Source organism: Virgibacillus sp. LDC-1, assembly GCF_030137545.1.
Taxonomy (GTDB): domain Bacteria; phylum Bacillota; class Bacilli; order Bacillales; family Amphibacillaceae; genus LDC-1.
Window position 1 is genome coordinate 29,316 of record NZ_JARUVL010000005.1, and the last position, 21,678, is coordinate 50,993.

Sequence of the window (21,678 nt, forward strand, 5' to 3'; positions counted from 1 at the left end):
GGCTTCTATATCAAAGCTCATTATATGCTGCTTAAAATTAAACATGTATGCTTTACGCTTTTTGCGAAGAACCAAATTCGCGCATTTTACCAATAACGGTTGCCTTAATCGCATCTCGTCCTGGCCCTAAATATTTACGTGGATCATAAACATCCGGATTTTCAGCAAGTACTTCACGTACCGCTTTTGCTTGTGCAATCTGATTTTCTGTATTCACATTAATTTTTGCAGTTCCTAGCGAGATAGCTCGTTCAATATCTTTCGTCGGGATACCTGTTCCGCCATGTAAAACAAGAGGAACTCCAGTCAGCTTCATAACTTCTTCCATCCGATCAAATCCAAGGTTAGGCTCTCCCTTATATGGACCATGGACCGATCCTAAAGCAGGTGCAAAACAATCAACCTTTGTTTCTCTAACTAATTTATCACACTCTTCCGGAATCGCATACGCTTGCTCCGCCTCATCAACAATCAAATCATCTTCTTGACCACCGACACGTCCAAGCTCTGCTTCTACTGATACACCGTGAAAATGAGCTAGCTCTACTACTTTTTTAGTAATTGCGATATTCTCATCTAGCGGCTCTGCTGAGGCATCAATCATGACAGACGTAAATCCTGCATGAATTGCCTTTGCGCATTGTTCAAAACTAGATCCATGATCTAAATGAATGGCCACTGGCACCGTTGTCCCATACTCCTCCATCAATGCCTTTACCATTTCAACCACGACTTTATAGCCACCCATGTATCTGCCAGCACCTTCTGAAACACCAAGAATAACTGGGGATTTTTCTTCTTCTGCTGCTTGCAAGATAGCTTGTGCGTATTCCATATTGTTCAAGTTGAATTGCCCTACTGCATAGCCATTTTCTTTTCCTTTATTCAACATTTCTTTCATCGATACTAATGGCATATTACATCCTCCTTTTTTATGGTGTTCAAAGAGGTTAAATGCATACTACCTTTTGAACATTCTTCAAGATGAAGTTAATCTGACTGCAATTAAATTAACGTCATCTATAGAATACCAACTCAAACCCTAAGTCGCAACAATTGAGGTAATTCTAAAAAGAGGAAGAAATAATGAATAAAGCAAAACCTACATCGCTCTTTGCATGTAGGTATGAAGGTTGGCTATAATGTAATCAATTAAATACAGATTCGACAATTTTGCAAACATCGATTACGTTGAATGGTTTTCCTAATATCCGCTTCACCATAGGTATAGCTTCTACTTCTTGTTTAATCGATTCCATCATTCCACTCATTAATATGGTTGGTATTGAGACGTCATTATTTTGTAGCTGTTCTAACACTTCTATCCCGTCTAGGATAGGTAATTTATAATCGATTAACAGAAGATCAAATGTCTGTTGCATTAATTTATCTAATGCTTCTTGTCCCGTGTTGGCTGTTTCAATCGCATATCCTTCGTTCGTTAAAATTTCTTCCAAAAGTAACCGAATACCTATTTCATCATCGACAATCAATATTCGCTGATCCATACCATATCCCCCTTTATAGCATTCCACGTTTATCCCCATTTGTTACTTTCTATAAACCCCCCTTAAAATCCTTCTTTTTAACGAACAATCGACAATTTTACCGTACTTTATAGTAATTATATATAGAGCATCCAATAAACATTACGTTTCAGCTGTTGCTTTTGAGACCTGCTCTGCTATTTTTAGGGCTTTATTACTACTTTTAAGACGTTTTTATATTTTTTAGAGGAAACAAAATCCAGCAGATAATACTTTTCTGCTGGATTTTGTTAATGATCTAGTTCCCATTACTATTTTTAACAGAAGCTCCGATAAACCCTTTAAACAAACTATGTGGATTTGTTGGACGAGACTTAAACTCCGGATGGAACTGGCAGGCTACAAACCAAGGGTGGTCCTTTACCTCAATTGTTTCAATGAGTCGTCCATCAGGACTTGTACCTGAAAATATTAGTCCCTGCTCTGATAACTGGTCACGATATGCATTATTAAATTCATAACGATGACGGTGGCGCTCTTCAATCATATCGACGTCACCATAAGCTGCTTTGGTTTTCGTACCATCTACTAATTTACATGGATATTTCCCAAGTCGGAGCGTGCCACCTAAATCAGATAACCCTTCCTGTTCTGGAAGTAAGCTAATAATTGGATGTGGTGTATTAGAATCAATCTCTGTTGAGTGTGCACCAGCCAACCCAACTACATTTCGAGCAAATTCAATTGTGGCAAGCTGCATACCAAGACATATACCAAAGAATGGTATATTATTTTCACGTGCATAGCGAATAGCTTCTATTTTTCCATCGATACCACGGTCTCCAAATCCCCCAGGCACAATGATACCATCTACATGAGATAATTTTTCATCAATCGTTTCATTATCAAGTGCTTCTGAATTAATCCAATGAATCTCAATGTCTGCATCGAATTCATAGCCAGCATGTTTTAAAGCTTCAACAACAGATAAATATGCATCTGGTAATTCAACATATTTCCCAACAAGGCCGATATTGATTTTCTTCGTTAGGTTTTGAACTTTATTTACAAGAGCATTCCACTCATCCATAACTGCTGGAGCACAGTTCATTCCTAAATGATCACAAACCAATTGATCTAAATGTTGTTCTTGTAATGCAATTGGCACTTGATATAGGACTTCAGCGTCCTGCATTTCAATAACTGCTCTTTCGTTAATGTCACAGAAAAGGGCAATCTTTTCTTTCATTTCTTTACTAATCGGTAGCTCTGTACGTAACACAATTGCATCTGGTTGAATACCTAATGATCGTAATTCCTTCACACTGTGCTGTGTTGGCTTTGTTTTCATTTCTCCAGCGGCCTTTATATAAGGCACTAACGTACAGTGGACATACATCACATGTTCTTTCCCGATATCATTTTTGATTTGACGGATTGCCTCTAGAAATGGAAGAGACTCGATATCTCCTACCGTTCCTCCAATTTCCGTAATAACAACATCTGCATTTGTTGCTTCTCCTGCACGAACGACTTGCTCTTTGATTTCGTTTGTAATGTGCGGAATCACTTGCACTGTGCCGCCTAAATAATCACCGCGACGTTCTTTTTTTATTACACTGGAATAAACTTTCCCTGTTGTAATATTGCTATACTTATTTAAATTAATATCAATAAAGCGTTCATAGTGACCTAAATCCAAATCCGTTTCTGCTCCATCCTCTGTTACAAAAACTTCTCCATGCTGATACGGACTCATCGTCCCTGGGTCGACATTAATATATGGATCAAACTTTTGAATCGTTACCTTTAATCCACGATTTTTTAATAATCTTCCTAATGATGCAGCAGTGATTCCCTTTCCTAAGGATGATACAACACCGCCAGTGACAAAAACATACTTGGTCATTCTCTTATCCCTCTTTCTTTATAATTGGTAAGTAAATAAAAAAATGCAATTGATCGTGCGCCTATTCTTATCATGCTCCATGCACACTGATTCATTGCGAAAAATATTGCAAAATAATGTATTTCATCATGTGGGTGCTTTCACTCATCGTTTAGAAAATAACAGTTACTTGGTGCAACGATTCTTCCGCTACAACCTATCTAAAACAAGAAAAGCGCCTCCCCACCTAGGGGAAACGCTTGGATATTCCAAATTTAAGGAGCCCAATAAAAATTGTACTCATCCAGCATGGAAAAGTCAAGCTACCTTTTTATTTTTCTTCTTCCTCAGATTCATCCTCTTCAAAATCCAAGTCATCTTCAAGATCGTCTTCTTCATCTTCTAGATCTTCGTCATCAAGATCTTCATCATCATAATCTTCGAATTCATCATCAAAGTCGTCTTCATCTATATCATCAACTTCAATCGCTTCGTCTTCTTCTTCAAAGTCCAAGTCATCTTCCACAATGGCCGCTTTTTTCTTCTTTGCTTTTTTCTTTTTTGGGACCATAATCACTTCATCAATTTGTTCAACAGGATACCAACGTTTTAAGCCCCACATATTAGATCCAATCATCATAAAACGACCATCTACATTCAAGTCCGTATAAAACTGTGCGATGTAATCGTCTTTTTCTTTATTTGTCAATTCTTTTAGATCAGCAATTTTGTCAAAAATGTCTTTAAAATGAATTGCTTTCTTTTCATCCAACAAAATGAGGTCTGCCAATTCAATCATTGACATTTGCTTTAATTCCTCGCGGCTATAATTTTTCAAGCTCACGTTACCGCACTCCCTTTTCTTATGTTATTGAGGCTTTTCGCCTAATTTATCTTTACATATTTCATCAGCCTGTAATTAGATACAGGTAAATAACTGTAAGTAGAAGTTTTTTCCATTTATGCAGTATAAATCATACCATACATTATAAACAAATAATAACCGATTATGCTAGCATAAAAAATTAGATACGCCTTTGAAAAACTCTGATTATTATACTGCATAAATGATGAAAAGAAAAGCGATTAAGCGAAAACCTCTAATATTAGCCATTACTCGATTATTCTTCCACACCGATGTTAAAAAAGAAAGCTAGGGCAAAAAATTTTGGTATTCAAATAAACCGACCGAAATATTTATAACTTCAAAAAAAAGACCAGGAGGATACCTCCTGGCTAATTCCCCTCACGCATTTTACATATTTCTTCGATATTGTCCACCGACCTCATAAAGCGCATTTGTAATTTGTCCTAAACTAGCTACTTTTACTGTTTCCATTAATTCACTAAAAATATTCCCACCAGAAGCAGCAGTCCGTTTTAATCGGTCTAATGCATCTATCACTTCTTCTTTATGGCTTTCTTGAAAGCGATGCAGCTCTCGGATCTGATGCTCTTTTTCTTCTTCTGTTGCACGAGCAAGCTCCATTGAATCGATTTCCTCTTCAGAAGGCGGATTCGGGTTTAAGTACGTATTTACACCAATGATCGGCAATTCACCCGAATGCTTTTTACTTTCATAATAAAGTGATTCTTCCTGTATTTTCCCGCGTTGGTATTGACGCTCCATTGCTCCAAGCACACCACCACGATCATTCATTTTCTCGAATTCCTGAAGAACCGCTTCTTCAACAAGGTCTGTTAGTTCCTCAATGATAAAGGAGCCCTGTAAGGAATTTTCATTTTTGGTCAACCCAAATTCTTTATTAATGATCATTTGAATTGCCATTGCTCGACGCACAGACTCCTCAGTTGGTGTTGTAATCGCCTCATCATAGGAATTCGTGTGCAAGGAATTACAATTATCCTGAATAGCAAGTAATGCCTGTAATGTTGTACGAATATCGTTAAAATCAATTTCCTGCGCATGTAAAGATCGACCAGATGTTTGGATATGATATTTGAGCTTTTGACTCCGTTCATTTGCACCATATTTATCCCGCATTACAATTGCCCAAATCCTGCGGGCAACACGTCCTATTACAGTATATTCTGGATCTAATCCATTCGAGAAGAAAAAAGATAGGTTCGGCGCAAAATCATCAATATCCATTCCCCGACTTAAATAATACTCTACATACGTAAATCCATTTGCAAGTGTAAATGCAAGCTGGGTAATCGGATTTGCTCCTGCTTCAGCAATATGGTACCCAGAAATAGATACAGAATAGTAGTTACGCACCTTATGATCTATAAAGTATTGCTGTATATCGCCCATCATGCGGAGCGCAAATTCCGTTGAAAATATACACGTGTTTTGTCCTTGATCTTCTTTTAAAATATCTGCTTGCACTGTTCCCCTTACAACAGCTAATGTATCTTTTTTAATTTGTTCGTATACTTCTCCTGCCGGCTCTTGTCCATGCTCCTTTTTATATTTCTCCACTTGCTGATCAATTGCTGTGTTAAAATACATTGCTAATATGATTGGTGCCGGTCCATTAATTGTCATTGATACCGAGGTCATTGGATCAATTAAATCAAAGCCATCATATAGCTTTTTCATATCCTCTAACGTACAAATGCTAACGCCACTTTCGCCAACCTTTCCATATATATCCGGGCGATGTGCCGGATCCTCCCCATACAATGTCACGGAATCAAATGCCGTTGAAAGCCGTTTCGCATCATCATCTTTCGACAAATAGTGAAACCGTCTATTCGTTCGCTCTGGTGTTCCTTCTCCAGCGAATTGTCGCTTTGGATCTTCTCCTTTTCGCTTAAACGGAAAAACACCAGCAGTATAAGGAAAAGCACCTGGTACATTTTCCTTCATCAACCAGGTTAGCCGTTCTCCCCAGTCCATGTATGTTGGAAAAGCGACCTTTGGAATTTTAACTCCTGCCAACGATTCTGTTACAATATCCATCGTGATTTCTCGATCGCGAACCTTGAATGTCATTGTGTCCTGCTTATAGCTTTGAGCGGTTTCTTCCCATTTCTCTAACATTTCCTTCGCCGTTGGCTGTAATTGCTTTTCATAGGATGAGACGGTCGCTTGTAGCGTTTCTTTTACGGTGTCATCCGGAACATCTGCTATCACACCATTTAGCTGATAAAGCTTACGTGCAATGGTACTTTGTTTTTTAATATCTTGATGATAGTTGCGAACATATTGTGCATTCTCACGCAAATAATGACGCCGTTCGTTCGTAATAATCATATTTTGCTTTTCAGCAATTTTATAACGCTCAAAATCTATTGTTTCATTCCAAGCATATTTTTCATTTAATGTATCGACAATTGCAGCAAATAAAGCATTTGTTCCGGCATCATTAAACTGACTTGCTATCGTTCCGAAAACAGGAAATTTTTCCTTATCCTGATGGAAAAGCATATGACTGCGTTCATATTGTTTCCGAACTTGATTTAATGCATCCTCAGAGCCTTTTTGTTCAAATTTATTAATGACGATAAAATCTGCAAAATCGATCATGTCGATTTTTTCAAGCTGTGTAGGCGCACCAAATTCTGCCGTCATCACGTACATCGACAAATCTGTAATATCCGTTATTGCTGCATCTCCTTGCCCAATTCCACTCGTTTCCACGATAATGAAATCATAACCTGATGCACGAACAACTGTGATAACATCCTGAATTGCTTTGGAAAGTTCACTCCGAGAATCCCGTGTTGCCAATGAACGCATATAAACACGATCAGAAAAAATGGCATTCATCCGAATACGATCACCAAGCAAGGCTCCACCTGTTTTTCGTTTCGTTGGATCAATGGAAATGATAGCTATCTTTTTATCGGGAATTTCATGGATAAAGCGACGAATTAGTTCATCGGTTAGTGAGCTTTTCCCCGCTCCACCAGTACCTGTAATTCCTAAAACAGGGGTCGCACTATTTCCTAATTCAGCAAGTGAACGAAGCACGTTTGCTTTTTCTTCATTATCCTCTACTGCATTTTCCATATACGTTATAAACTTTGCCATTGCCTGACGATCGCCTTTAGTAAGTCTTGCTTTGTCTTTTTCTACATCGATTGGCGGATTTACATCACATTTTTCTAGCATGAAATTAATCATACCTTGTAGGCCAATTTCTCGACCATCTTCTGGCGAAAATATTTTAGTAACGCCATATGCATGCAGTTCTTTTATTTCTCGAGGGATAATTACCCCACCACCTCCACCAAATACATGGATATGCGATGCTCCCATTTCATTTAATAAATCAATCATATATTTAAAATATTCTACATGCCCGCCTTGATAAGATGAGATTGCAATACCTTGGGCATCCTCTTGAATCGCTGCGTGCACCACTTCTTCAACAGAACGATTATGGCCTAAATGAATCACCTCTGCACCGCTTGATTGCAAAATCCGGCGCATAATATTTATCGAAGCATCATGTCCATCAAACAAGCTAGATGCTGTCACAAATCGAACTGGATTTTTCGGCTTATATATGTCCATCATTCATCCTCCCCGTTTTTATGCATCATTTTCTGTTTTTTCATCCCCTCTTTGTTTCCCTTATGATTCAACAGATAAAGCACGCATTAAATAATGAATTTGACGATCAATATATTCTTCTCGTGTAAAGTTTTTTTGGAGCATCCAACGACGGAAGCCCCACATTTGTCCTTGAACAAAAATGTTATTGGCTAATAGCTCTGCATCGCGTTCCGATACATCATGTGGTAGGCACGATAAAATCACGCGTTTTAACATACCGACCATTTCTCGTTCTTTTTCCAACACATATTCTTTCGATTCTTTTTTCAGCGATTTTACTTCTTGATACATGATGAGAACTTCCTCCTGCATCTCATCCATAAGCATAAGATACGCTTTCACAACGGTAACCAAGTTATGGATAGAAGGATGCTCTAAATCAATTTGTTCTTCTAAACGAGATTGTACCTGTGCATAAATGGCATCACAAACTAAAAACAATACATCCTCTTTCGTTCGAATATACTCATACAACGTTCCAATGCTAAAGCCAGCTTCTTTAGCAATCTCGCGTGTTGTCGTTCGGTGGAAGCCCTTTTCCTTAAATAAGGTAATTGCCCCTTTAATCATTTGATTACGCCGCTTTTCAATTAATTGTTGGTCTTTTACAGAGGTCAGGATTTCATTCTCGCCCATGTGCTGTGCCCCCTTCCTCCTCTTTCCATTTTTCGAATAGCGTTTTAGCTAGCCGATAAGGATCGACACTTGCAGTAATTTGCAATAAGCTGTTTTCTCGTTCCAGATAAAGCTTCACCTCTCGCCAAATCTCTTCTCGCATTAACTCCATTACTTCGAGCTCCTGCTGTTGTACTCGACGCTTCTCTCCTTCTTGTGTTTCATATAAAAATCGATGATGTGTTTTTATATGATCCCAAAGTTCGTCTATACCTTTATTTTCTGTCGTTATTGTTTTTACGATCGGTACTTCATATTGTTCATTGCTCGTCATACTAACCAATTCTCGCAGCAAAGCTGTTAGCTTACCTACGCCATGTAAGTCTGCTTTATTGATTACAAATAGATCAGCAATTTCCATAATCCCTGCTTTAAATATTTGCAGGACATCGCCACTATTCGGTGTTAGGACTACAGCTGTTGTATCGACAATTTTCATAATATCAAGCTCAGACTGCCCTACCCCCACCGTCTCTACCATAATAACGTCAAAGCCATAGGCATCACATATTCGAACTGTATCCTTTGTTGCACGCGCTAGACCACCAAGGCTACCACGTGTTGCCATACTTCGGATAAACACGCCATCATCGACGAAATGCTTATTCATTCGAACACGATCCCCTAGCAATGCACCTCCACTAAACGGACTTGTCGGATCAACTGCAATTACAGCTACTGTTTTTCCTTCGGCTCGAACCTTCTCGATTAATCGATTTACTAATGAGCTCTTTCCAGCGCCAGGAGATCCTGTTATACCGACATACAGTGCTTTTTTTTGCATCGAAAAAATAGCACTAAGCAGCTCCAGTTTTTCTTCATCATCATTTTCAACGAGTGTAATGGCTTTGGCTAAAGCTCGAATGTCTTTGTGTTTTATCCGGTCGACGAGTGGGTGCATGACGTCCATTCCTTTCTTGCGATCAATATTTACCATTTACACGTAATATGATTGCTTGTTATTATGAAACGATCCATAATCATATCGCTTCAAATACAATTATTTCGTTAGCATTCTTCCGATAACAAGACGCTGTATTTCATTCGTACCTTCATAAATTTGCGTGATTTTCGCATCACGCATATACCGTTCAACAGGATAATCCTTCGTATATCCATAACCGCCAAACACTTGGACTGCTTCTGTTGTAATACGCATAGCTGCATCTCCTGCAAATAACTTAGACATTGCAGAAGCTTTTCCATATGGAAGCCCCTCTGATTCAAGCCATGCAGCTTGATATGTGAGCAATCTTGATGCTTCGATTTCTGTCGCCATGTCTGCTAATTTAAAAGAAATACCTTGGTTATGGGCAATTGGCTTTCCAAACTGCTCTCTTTCTTTAGCATAATCAACAGCAGCATCTAGGGCTCCTTGAGCAATTCCTAATGCTTGCGCAGCGATCCCATTTCTTCCGCCGTCAAGCGTAGTCATCGCGATTTTAAATCCATCTCCTTCTTCACCAAGCAGATTCTCCTTCGGAATATGGCAGTTTTCAAATATTAGCTCAGTTGTTGGTGAAGAACGGATGCCTAGTTTCTTTTCTTTTTTTCCAAATGTAAATCCTTCTGTACCTTTTTCAACAATGAATGCACTAATTCCTCTATGTTTCGCATCGGTATCTGTTTTTGCAAATACAATATAAAGATCTGCCACACCACCGTTCGTAATCCATACCTTATTACCGTTTAAAATGTAGCCCGATTCATCTTTTTTAGCAACGGTTTTCATAGAAGCTACATCACTTCCTGCCCCTGGTTCAGACAATGCATATGCACCAAGCGCTTCTCCTGTTGCTAGTCGATAGAGGAACGTTTTCTTTTGTTCTTCATTTCCGTATTTATAGATAGGCCAGCTCGCTAATGACAGGTGTGCGGATAATGTAACACCAGTTGAAGCACAAACACGTGATAGTTCTTCCACTGCAATAACATAGCTTACATAATCTGCTCCAATGCCACCATACGCTTCTGGCCAGGGAATTCCGGTTAATCCAAGTTCTGCCATCTTATCGAAAATAGAACGATCAAAACGTTCTTCTTCATCTCGTTCCGCAGCAGTTGGCGCTACTTCTTTACTTGCAAAGTCACGAACCATTTTACGTAGCATTTCCTGTTCTTCAGTTAATTGAAAATTCATTTCGTTTCCCCCTCGTATATTTTGTTTAGGCACTATTTTCATTAAATCCGTTGCTTTAGACTATTGTTCTACATGCACGAATAGTTTTTTGTACGCGCTTACCTTTTGGATTATGTTAGGTTAAAATCTGCTTGGCTATGACCATATGTTGAATTTCATTTGTACCTTCATAAATTTCGGTTACTTTGGCATCGCGAAACAAGCGTTCAACTGGATAGTCTTCTGTATACCCATAGCCACCAAAAACCTGCACTGCTTCAATCGCCGCTTGAACTGCTGTTTTGGTTGCGTAGAGCTTTGCCATTGATGCTTCTTTGCCACAAGGGATGTCTTGTTGAACGAGTGATGCAGCATGATAGATTAATAGCTTGGCAGCTTCTACATTAGTTGCCATGTCAGCAAGTTTAAAGGAAACGCCTTGATGGACAGCAATCGGTTTTCCAAACTGCTTCCGTTCTTTTGCATAGGAAACTGCATGCTCTAGCGCTGCTTCGCCTATTCCTAAAGCTTGCGCAGCAATTCCAATTCGGCCAACATTTAAATTTGCCATCGCAATTTTAAATCCTTGCCCCTCTTCTCCTAATAGCTGTTGCTGTGGAACCTTACATTGATCAAAGGTTAGCTGAACTGTATTAGAACCATGTAACCCCATTTTTCTTTCTTTCTTCCCTATTACAAGACCAGGTGTATCTTTTTCAACAATAAATGCACTAATCCCGTTTGAACCGGATTCGTTCCCTGTTCTTGCAAAGGTAATATACGTATCTGCTTCGCCACCATTCGTAATAAATACCTTTGAGCCTGATAAAATATAGTGATCTCCATCTTTAACTGCTTTTGTTTTTAAATTGGCAGCATCAGAACCCGCACCTGGCTCTGTTAGCGCAAAGGCTCCTAAATATTCTCCTCTAGCTAGCTTTGGCAAATAATGCGCTTTTTGCGCATCATTCCCGAAATATAAAATGGGATTCGTTCCTACAGATGTATGAACAGACAAAATAACCCCGAGTGCCGCACTCACTTTCGAAAGCTCATGAATCGCAATAATATAAGAAGTAAAGTCCATCCCGCTTCCGCCATATTTTTCTGGAATGGAAATCCCCATTAATCCAAGCTCTCCCATTTTTTGAACAAGCGCTTTTGGAAATCGATCTGTTTGCTCCATAAGATCTACTTCCTTTGCAACTTCTTTTTGGGCAAAATCACGAACCATTTTCCGCATCATTTGTTGCTCTTCCGTAAAATGCATATTCATTGGATGCTCCCCCTTTTGATCACAAAAAGCTACGTTTATCATTTATCATTCATATTGGTAGAAACCACGACCGGATTTTTTACCAAGCCATCCTGCACTAACATATTTGCGAAGTAAAGGACATGGACGGTATTTCGAATCTCCTAAGCCATCATGCATGACTTCCATAATGGAAAGACATGTATCAAGTCCAATAAAATCCGCCAGCGTTAATGGTCCCATCGGATGATTCATTCCAAGCTTCATTACCGTATCAACATCCTCTACAGAGGCAACCCCTTCATAAACAGCATAAATCGCTTCATTGATTAACGGCATTAATACACGGTTCGCTACAAAGCCTGGAAAGTCATTTACTTCTACTGATGTTTTACCAAGCGTATCTGCCATCTTTTTTATCGTTTCAAAGGTTTCGTCGCTTGTTTGTAGACCTTTTATGATTTCAACAAGCTGCATAACTGGCACTGGATTCATGAAGTGCATGCCAATTACCTTTTCAGGCCGATTTGTTACTGCTGCAATTTCTGTAATTGGTAATGATGATGTATTAGAAGCTAAAATGGTATGTGCTGGCGTTATTCGTGCAAGCTCTTGAAAGACCTTAGTTTTAACCTCCATGTTCTCGACAACTGCTTCAATCACGACATCACAGCTCGCAGCAGCATCAACCTGTTTAGCGGCTGTTAAGCGCTGTAACGTCTCATCCTTATCAGCTGGGCTTATTCTTTCTTTTTGTACTGCTTTTTCGAGCAGCCGTTCAATATGCTGCATCCCCTTCTCCAACGCCTGTTCATTCTTATCATGTAAAAAAACCTGATATCCAGCTTGTGCACAAACCTGTGCAATCCCTGACCCCATTTGTCCTGCACCAACAACCATGACATTTCTAATTTCCATACCTTTCCCCCTCGTATATTATGTTTACACTATTTTCCGCCTCTTGTTTCTCACTGTTCCCATAAATTATTACATCGGTTAAACCCAATACTTCGCTCTACGGGTAAGCGCTTACAGGAGTTATCGCTTGAGCCTCCTCGTTCGCAAAAAATGCTCACTATGGGGTCTCAAGACGCATGTTTTTCCCGCAGGAGTCGCCGCCTCTCGTTCTAAGCAACTAAATAAAGGCTCAAACTCCTTGGGTACTCCGTGATAGTTTTTATCCATCCATGTTTTTGCACAATAATAAGTTCATTCCAGCACTTAGCGGGCAAGTGCTTGTAATGATCACTTATTTTTTAGGAACCTCAACTAATACAGCATCACCTTGCCCGCCACCACTGCAAATCGCTGCAATACCAAGTCCACCGCCAAGTCGCTTTAATTCATGAATTAACGTTAAAATGATACGTGCACCACTTGCACCAATTGGATGCCCAAGCGCAACTGCTCCACCATTAACATTTATCTTCTCTGGATCAACGTCGGCGATCTTCCCACTTGCTAAGGATACAGCAGCAAATGCTTCATTGATCTCAAATAAATCAATATCTTCTTTTGCATAGCCCGTTTTTTCAAGAAGCTTATTTATGACAAGCCCAGGAGTTTGTGGAAATTTCTCTGCTTCTACAGCTACTTCCGCATGGCCGAGTATCGTTGCCATTACTTCTTTATTCATTTCTTTTGCTTTTTCATCTGACATTACGACGAAAGCACATGCTCCATCATTTACACCAGGCGCATTTCCAGCAGTGATGGTTCCATTGGGATCAAATGCAGGACGCAGCTTTGCTAATTTTTCAACACTTGTGTCCTTTCTTGGTGCTTCATCCGTATCAACGATAATTGGATCGCCTTTTCGTTGTGGCACTTCCAATGGAACGATTTCCTCTTGAAATTTTCCTTCTTCGATTGCTTTGATAGCCCGCTGATGACTCTGATATGCCCATTCATCCTGTGCTTCTCGCGTTAGGGAAAATTCCTCCGCAGTTAAATTTCCATAATTCCCCATGTGCACGCCTGTAAATGTGCAGGTTAAACCGTCATGCATCATCATATCTTTTACAGCTTTATCTCCCATGCGATTTCCCCATCGTGCATCTGGAAGAAAATATGGTGCATTTGACATACTCTCCATACCACCTGCAACGATAACATCTTCTTCACCAAGGCGAATTAATTGATCAGCTAATGTTACACTTCTCAAGCCAGAAGCACATACTTTATTAATTGTTTCTGTCTTTACTGTCCAAGGAATTCCAGCTTCACGTGCAGCTTGTCGTGATGGGATTTGTCCTTGTCCGCCTTGTAATACAGTTCCCATAATTACTTCATCAACTTCCGTACCATCCATTCCTGCACGTTGAAGTGCTTCACGGATTGCAGTTCCTCCTAGCTGTGATGCAGTAAAGCTTTTTAATCCACCTCCGAATTTTCCAAAGGGTGTTCTTGCTCCTGAAACAATAACCGTTTTTCGCATCCTTTTATACATCCTTTCCTTTTTGGATTACACTTTCCATTTATCATGAACTCCATTTTCACAAAATGATTTGTTGCTACTCTTGCAAAAGCATTATACTCGAAATAGTGTGAAAATCGTTAGTGAATTTTTTGCCTTAGATAACGATTTACTATTTCTTATCCCCATATCACTCGTATACAGCAATTTTAGAATCATGGCTTCCTGCGTTCTAGTGAAGGAAAAATGCTGAGACTCCTTGGAAATAAAGTGCACATTTCCTTCGTGCGATGTTACGCTTTCGAAGTCTTCCTTGTCCTGTGGGAGCAGAGGCTCATCAGCCGCCCACGGAAAGCGAAGTATTTTTCCGAAACGGCTTGTTAGCAATAGAAACGCATCGGGATTCTCCCTTAATACGATTTATTCGTGAGTAGGGTTGTAAAAAATGCCTCGCTTATATTCGATTGAACGCTCGCTCAACACGGGCTTTCAAAAGAGGAAGAGGAATGCCCTCTTCCTAACTATGAGTTTATCATAATTGTATTTCATAGAAAAAGCGGAACTGCCAAAGAGGCAAGGCTAAGCTGTTTTTGAAGCTTCTTCTATTAAAACAGATAATGCTAGAATCTCTGCAACATCCATCGTTTGAATATCCTCTTCTACTTCCTTCGCCTTTGTTCCATCACTCAACATCGTCAAACAGAATGGACAAGCGCTTGATATCATAGAAGGCTGAACAGCAAGTGCTTGCTCTGTACGTGCTACATTGATGCGATTTCCTGTCGTTTCTTCTGCCCACATTAAGCCACCACCTGCACCACAGCACATCCCGTTTTCACGACTGCGATCCATCTCTACTAATTCTAACCCCGGAATAGCCCTCAGGATTTCACGTGGAGGATCATACACGCCATTATATCTTCCTAAATAACAAGAATCATGATACGTTAATCTTTCATTAATTGAGCGTTCTGGTTTTAACTTGCCATTCATAACGAGATCATATAGCAGCTGTGTATGATGGTACACCTCTGCAGTAAAGCCAAAATCAGGGTATTCATTTTTAAAAATATTGTATGCGTGAGGATCAATCGTAACGATTTTTTTCACATCATGTTTTTGAAATTCTTTTATGTTTTTCTCGGCAATCTCTTGGAATAAAAACTCATTTCCAATTCTGCGTGCCGTATCTCCTGAATTTGCTTCTTTATTTCCTAGAATAGCAAAGCGGATCCCCGCTTGATTCATTAATTTAGCAAATGCAATTGCGATTTTCTGGCTTCTGCTATCATAAGCCCCCATCGAGCTAACCCAGAATAAGTAATCAAATTCCTTTTCTTCCTTTTTCAGCTCTTTTACAGTTGGAATATAAACAGATTCATCGAGCTCACGCCATTTAATTCGATCTTTTTTAGAAAGACCCCATGGATTTCCTTGGCGTTCGATATTCATAACCGCACGTTGAATATCCGAATCCATTTTCCCTTCTGTCATAACAAGATAACGACGCAAATCAATAATCTTATCTACATGTTCATTCATGACCGGGCATGCATCCTCACAATTTCGGCATGTTGTACATGCACCAAGTTCTTCTTCTGTTATGACATCACCAATTAATTGAATGCCTTCTACACTTGCCGCCGCTTCGTTTCTTGCCTTTGTAGCTAATTGATTCCCTGTTGTTCCTGCAAATGCAAAGGTAGGTACCCATGGCGTTTTTCCTGTTACTGCTGCCCCTTTTTCTGTTAGATGATCACGAAGCTTAATCATCAAATCCATTGGTGAAAGCATTTTTCCTGTTGTTGATGCTGGGCATACATCAGTACAACGACCACATTCAACACATGCATAGAAATCTATCATTTGCGCCTGTTCAAAGTCTTCTACTTTCCCAACACCAAAGGATACTTCTTCTTCCTCTTCATCTTCGATATCAAAGTCGAGCTTTTTTAGTTTCCCTGGCACACGCTTACTGAAAAAAACATTAATTGGTGCTGCAATTAAATGGGCATGCTTTGACTGTGGAACATAAACGAGAAAGGACAGTAAGGTAATCGTATGAATCCACCACGCAATATAAAAGACTACCATTGCTACAGTTGGTGAGAGCCAACCAAAGACACCTGCTATGAGACTAGCAATTGGCTCTGTCCATGTTGGATCATGGCCATGCCAAATTTGCGCCATTCCATTTCCTAGTAGAACAGAAAGCATTAATGTACCGATAAAAATGAGAACAAGACCAGCTTTAAATCCTCGCTTTAATCGAACAAGCTTTTCAATATAACGGCGATAAAACGCCCAAACTACCGCAGTGAGAATCATCAACGTTACGAGCTCTTGAAAAAAAGTAAATCCCGGATAAAGCGGTCCGAAAGGCAAATGCTTTTCTGGAACCAACCCTTTAATAAACATGTCGATCGCGCCAAATTGAACAAGGATAAAGCCGTAAAACATCATAACGTGAATTGCACCTGACTTTTTATCCTTTAAAAGCTTTGTTTGACCAAATACAATGGTCAGGATTTTTTTCAGCCGGGTTTTTAAATCCTTATCAAAATCCGATTTTCTTCCAAGCTTTATATATGCAACTCTTGTTGCAATTACCTTGGCAAATAAAAAAACGGCATAACCAGTTATTCCAATGAATGCAAGTAAATTCACCAACAAAAATAAATTCACCATCCGCTCCCCCTTTGTTATAGTATAGCGAAAAATGATAACGGTTGCATTTTTCAGAAAAAAATAATTTCTAATTCCTGCATGTATACGTCTACTATAAAATATGAATGATCATTCAGTCAACCTGTTTTTGTAAAATATAATTTTCTACATGCACATAAAAAAAGCTTGAATTCACAAAAAACAAAAGAAAAGCTGCTCTAATAAAGACTAAAACAGCTTTATTTCGAACAGCTTTTTCAATTACATCTTTTCTGGAGCCGTTACCCCTAGTAAGGCAAGGGCATTTGCTATCGTAATACGTACCGCCTTCATCAAGGCTAGACGTGCATAAGTTAATGCTTCATTATCTGCATCTAATACCTTTTCCGCATTATAAAAACTATGCAATAAAGATGCCAAATCGAAAACGTATTGTGTCACTCTATGTGGTGCTTGTTTTTGGGCTGCATCTGCAACAACCTGTGGATATTCGCCAAGCTTTTTCAACAGCTCTGTTTCCTTCTCTGCTGTGAGCAATGCTGCATCAAACGCACCGTCTAATGCAAAGCCTTTATTTTCTGCTTGCTTTAGCATCGTACTTATTCGAGCATGTGCATATTGAACATAGTAAACCGGGTTATCATTTGATTCTGAACGCGCTAGATCCATATCAAAATCTAACTGTGCATCATTGGAACGCATAACGAAAAAGTATCGAACTGCATCTACCCCAACTTCACTCATGAGTTCACGTAAAGAAACTGCGTTTCCTGTTCGTTTACTCATACGCACCTTTTGTCCATTTTCAAATAGGTTAACCATTTGAATGATTTTTACTTCAAGCTTATTTTTCGGATATCCTAGTGCTTGGATCGCTGCTTTCATACGTGGGATATAGCCATGATGGTCTGCTCCCCAAACGTTAATAAGCTGATCAAAGCCACGATCAATTTTATTTTGGTGATACGCAATATCTGGCGTTAAATATGTGTAACTGCCATCATTCTTAACGAGCACACGGTCCTTGTCATCTCCGAAATCTGTCGAACGAAACCAGACAGCACCGTCTTTTTCATACGTATAGTTGCCTTCTTCTAATTTATGAAGCATTGGTGTTATTTTATTTTCCTCATATAAGCTTTTCTCTGAAAACCAATTATCAAACGTGACACCAAATTCATTTAAATCTGCTTCTATTTTTTGAAACTCGTATTTTAATCCATATTCCTTAAAGAAATTGATTCGTTCTTCAGTCGATTCATGAAGCCACTTATCTCCATACTCTTTCGCTAGTTCTTCACCGATTTCTACAATATCCGCACCATGGTACCCATCCTCTGGCATTTCCGCTTCACGCCCAAGTGCTTGTGCATAACGCGCCTCAATCGAACGCGCCAAGTTATCAATTTGATTGCCAGCGTCATTCATATAATACTCACGTTCTACTTGATAACCGGATGTAGCAAGAAGATTACATAACACATCTCCAAATGCTGCTCCTCTTGCATGACCTAAGTGTAAATCTCCAGTAGGATTTACCGATACGAACTCAACCTGAATTCGTTTTCCGTGTCCGGTATTTGTTGTTCCATAAGCAGCTCCAGCGTCTAAGATTGCAGGAATGACATCTTCAAGAAAATCTGTTTTCATGAAAAAATTAATAAAGCCCGGTCCAGCAATTTCCACGCGATCAATGGATGCTGCTGTTTTATCTAAATGGGATACAATATCGTCTGCAATCATTTTGGGGGCTTTTTTTGCAACACGGGCAAGCTGCATGGCAATATTTGTAGCAAAATCACCATGTGACTTTTCTTTCGGCTTTTCTAAAATGATGGATGGTATTTCTTCTTCGCTAGCTAGATCCGCTTTCAAAACCGCTGCTTTAATTTGTTGCTTTAATGTATCCTCTGTTTGCTCTAGGATATTCATGCTATATCCTCCTTCTTATAGTTAAGCTCTAGCAAATGCTTTCGAGCTTCTTGTCCGTTTAATTTCACTGTGTAATCAATTGTTAACTGGCCATTTTCTTGATCTGTATCCTCATAAGAAATAGCATTCGTATATGTTTCCATATGGATCGTGCCATATGGATGACGAAGTACATTTTCAGTAATCTGTCTCTCCACAAACTGTTGATTCATCATTACATTACCGGTTCTTTTAATGTTTACCTTCTCCGGCTGAATCGTTATTAGGTTTTTAATTACAGCATTCTCCTCTGATACTTCTTCAAAAAGCAGCACATGAATATTTTCACGTCGCTGCAGTGTGCCTAATTGACAAATTGTATTATATTCCATTTGACCATTATCATCAATGGTTGTGCGCATTTCTATTTTCACGCTTTGCCTCATAAAATCGCCTCTACAATAAATGATTTGCCTTCATGCTATATCTGTTAATTATAGCGTTGAATAGAAGGTTTTTTCAATACCCTAATTATTTTCATCCCCAGGTCTTTGTGCTTTCGTTAATTTTCTTATAAATTGATTTGTTGCTCGTTTATATCCGCTCTATTCGTTCAATACTGGTTAATACGTATGAATCAAGATTACAACTACTTTTTATTTTTCTATACACCCTAAAGAAAACGAGGTAATTGCGATGAAAAAAAGAAGATCTTTCATTCGAAAATGGGGGGTAAGAACACTTTTCATTGTTGGTGCTTGCTTTATGTTGTTCATTGCAGGTGTTTATGTGACGAGCTTTTTGCTTGGACCCCCACCAATTAACAGTGATAAAAATACAATCTATTATAGCGATGATGGCTCAGTTATTGGAGAGGAAAAAGGCGTTGAAAATCGACATTGGATAAACCTAGAAGATATGTCTAGCGATTTAGTCGATGCTACTTTATTAATTGAAGATCAACATTTTTTCAAACATAACGGGTTTGATTTAAAACGTATCGTTGGAGCAGCCATACGTGATTTACAGCACTTTTCATTGAAGGAAGGTGCAAGTACGCTAACCCAACAATACGCTCGAAATCTTTATCTTACACAAGAGAAAACGTGGACAAGGAAATTAAAGGAAGCGTTTTATACGATTCGTTTAGAAATGTTTTATTCAAAAAAAGAGATTCTTGAGGGCTATTTAAATACCATATACTATGGCCATGGCGCATACGGCATTGAAGCGGCTAGTAAATTATTTTTTAACAAGTCAGCGAACAGCTTGTCATTAGCTGAGTCTGCAATGCTAGCTGGTATTCCAAAAGGCCCTACGTATTATTCTCCAATTAATGATCCAGAAAGGGCAAAAAAGAGACAGGAGCTCATCTTGTCGCAAATGAAAAATGAAAACATCATTTCTCCACAAGGATTCACAAACGCGAAGAACGAACCGCTTCTCTATGCAACAAAAGAAGAAACCAAAAGAACAGGGTTAGGAAGTTATTTTCAGGATACGGTTATTCGGGAAGCAGCCGGCATACTCCAATTAGACATAGAAGCAGTAAAATCTGGTGGTTACCATATTTATACGACAATGGACAAAGCTGCACAACAAATGATGGAGAAGCGTGTACAAGAGACCGTCCCTAATTCTACCGATATGCAAATCGGTGCCATAGCAATGATGCCAGATAGTGGACAAATTAAAGCACTTATTGGAGGAAAGAATTATAAGGATAGCCCTTATAATCGTGCCATTGTAGCAAAACGAATGCCAGGATCTGCTTTTAAGCCTTTTTTGTATTATGCGGCATTGGAAAATGGATATACCGCGACTACGAAAGTGATGAGCAAGCCAACCGCTTTTACATTAGAAAACGGAAATGTGTATCAGCCTAGTAACTACAATGGGTACTATGCTTATGAACCGATTACATTAGCCCAGGCTTTGGCCCTTTCTGACAATATTTATGCAGTAAAAACCATTCTTTATCTTGGGGAGGGTAAACTTACTGAAACTGCACGAAAATTTGGTATTACAAGTGAACTTCCTGCTGTGCCATCACTTGCCTTAGGTACTGCATCTGTTTCTGTGCTAGAAATGGTACGAGGTTATGCCATGTTGGCCAACGGCGGTATGGCAGTGTCAGCGCACACTATCGAACGAATTGTCGATTATAATGGCAAGGAGATTTATAAACGAGCCCCACATTCAAGCGAAAAAGTGCTCGATGCCCAGAAGACGTTCATCCTGTCCCAATTAATGACAGGTATGTTCGATGAATCCTTGAATGGGTATATGCCAGTGACTGGCTCTACCATTACGGATCAATTAACACGGGAATATGCTGGAAAATCTGGTACTACTAGCTCAGACAACTGGATGATTGGCTTTAGCCCTGATTTAGTTACTGGGATTTGGACAGGCTATGATGATAATCGCGCCATCGAAAAGGTTGCCGAACAATCCTATGCTAAAAAGATATGGGCAAACTTCATGGAAGAGGCTCATGAAGGAAAGCCTGAACAATCATTTAAGGAACCAAAAGGAGTCATCGGTATCCCAATTGATCCAACTACAGGCGAACGAGCAACCCCGTATTGTCCAACGAGAACGGTGATGTATTTTATTGCAGGAAACGAGCCAACAGAAAGCTGTACTATCCATCTACATGAAGAAAAAAAGGAAGAAAATGAATCCTTTGAAAAATGGTTTGATATGTTTCTTCCCTAATAAACAAA

General features: G+C 39.3%; 15 protein-coding genes. 1 reads left to right on the forward strand and 14 read right to left on the reverse strand.

Annotated features, from left to right (window positions below; translation table 11 throughout):
• Window positions 1-52: 52 nt before the first annotated feature.
• The 14 genes from fba to QBK89_RS06170 form a co-directional block, all read right to left on the reverse strand.
• Entirely contained in the window at window positions 53-916 is an 864-nt protein-coding gene (fba, locus tag QBK89_RS06105) for a class II fructose-1,6-bisphosphate aldolase (RefSeq protein WP_284140146.1), read from the reverse strand.
• Between the two features lie 232 nt (window positions 917-1,148).
• Window positions 1,149-1,508, reverse strand: a complete 360-nt coding sequence (locus QBK89_RS06110) for a response regulator (RefSeq protein WP_284140147.1) — start codon at window positions 1,506-1,508, stop codon at window positions 1,149-1,151.
• Between the two features lie 277 nt (window positions 1,509-1,785).
• A complete protein-coding gene (locus QBK89_RS06115; RefSeq protein ID WP_284140148.1) occupies window positions 1,786-3,396 on the reverse strand; it encodes a CTP synthase in 1,611 nt (536 codons plus the stop codon).
• Window positions 3,397-3,706: 310 nt separating this feature from the next.
• Window positions 3,707-4,219, reverse strand: coding sequence for a DNA-directed RNA polymerase subunit delta (rpoE, locus tag QBK89_RS06120; RefSeq protein ID WP_284140149.1), 513 nt, complete (start codon window positions 4,217-4,219; stop codon window positions 3,707-3,709).
• Window positions 4,220-4,630: 411 nt separating this feature from the next.
• Window positions 4,631-7,867: a fused isobutyryl-CoA mutase/GTPase IcmF gene (icmF, locus tag QBK89_RS06125; protein ID WP_284140150.1), complete on the reverse strand. Its 3,237-nt coding sequence runs from the start codon at window positions 7,865-7,867 to the stop codon at window positions 4,631-4,633.
• Window positions 7,868-7,924: 57 nt separating this feature from the next.
• A complete protein-coding gene (locus QBK89_RS06130) occupies window positions 7,925-8,542 on the reverse strand; it encodes a TetR/AcrR family transcriptional regulator (RefSeq protein ID WP_284140151.1) in 618 nt (205 codons plus the stop codon).
• On the reverse strand, window positions 8,529-9,482 hold the full coding sequence (gene meaB, locus QBK89_RS06135) for a methylmalonyl Co-A mutase-associated GTPase MeaB (protein WP_284140302.1): 954 nt from the start codon (window positions 9,480-9,482) through the stop codon (window positions 8,529-8,531). The genes QBK89_RS06130 and meaB overlap by 14 nt, the downstream gene beginning before the upstream one ends.
• A 99-nt stretch (window positions 9,483-9,581) precedes the next feature.
• Window positions 9,582-10,721, reverse strand: coding sequence for an acyl-CoA dehydrogenase (locus QBK89_RS06140; RefSeq protein ID WP_284140152.1), 1,140 nt, complete (start codon window positions 10,719-10,721; stop codon window positions 9,582-9,584).
• Window positions 10,722-10,836: 115 nt separating this feature from the next.
• The gene (locus tag QBK89_RS06145; RefSeq protein ID WP_284140153.1) at window positions 10,837-11,976 is read right to left on the reverse strand and encodes an acyl-CoA dehydrogenase; all 1,140 of its coding nucleotides are present in this window, start codon (window positions 11,974-11,976) and stop codon (window positions 10,837-10,839) included.
• Window positions 11,977-12,021: 45 nt separating this feature from the next.
• Window positions 12,022-12,873, reverse strand: a complete 852-nt coding sequence (locus tag QBK89_RS06150; RefSeq protein ID WP_284140154.1) for a 3-hydroxybutyryl-CoA dehydrogenase — start codon at window positions 12,871-12,873, stop codon at window positions 12,022-12,024.
• 331 nt (window positions 12,874-13,204) lie between these two features.
• Window positions 13,205-14,392 carry an acetyl-CoA C-acetyltransferase gene (locus QBK89_RS06155; protein ID WP_284140155.1) on the reverse strand — a complete coding sequence of 396 codons (1,188 nt, stop codon included), beginning with the start codon at window positions 14,390-14,392 and terminating at the stop codon, window positions 13,205-13,207.
• Between the two features lie 558 nt (window positions 14,393-14,950).
• Window positions 14,951-17,059, reverse strand: coding sequence for a heterodisulfide reductase-related iron-sulfur binding cluster (locus QBK89_RS06160; protein ID WP_481937823.1), 2,109 nt, complete (start codon window positions 17,057-17,059; stop codon window positions 14,951-14,953).
• Between the two features lie 240 nt (window positions 17,060-17,299).
• Window positions 17,300-18,970 (reverse strand): arginine--tRNA ligase, encoded by a 1,671-nt coding sequence (argS, locus tag QBK89_RS06165; protein WP_284140156.1) that lies wholly within the window; start codon window positions 18,968-18,970, stop codon window positions 17,300-17,302.
• Window positions 18,967-19,383 carry a YwiB family protein gene (locus QBK89_RS06170; protein ID WP_284140157.1) on the reverse strand — a complete coding sequence of 139 codons (417 nt, stop codon included), beginning with the start codon at window positions 19,381-19,383 and terminating at the stop codon, window positions 18,967-18,969. Before QBK89_RS06170 ends, argS begins: the two co-directional genes overlap by 4 nt.
• Window positions 19,384-19,645: 262 nt before the next feature.
• Between QBK89_RS06170 and QBK89_RS06175 the strand changes: the two genes are divergently transcribed.
• Window positions 19,646-21,670: a transglycosylase domain-containing protein gene (locus QBK89_RS06175; protein ID WP_284140158.1), complete on the forward strand. Its 2,025-nt coding sequence runs from the start codon at window positions 19,646-19,648 to the stop codon at window positions 21,668-21,670.
• Window positions 21,671-21,678: the final 8 nt, after the last annotated feature.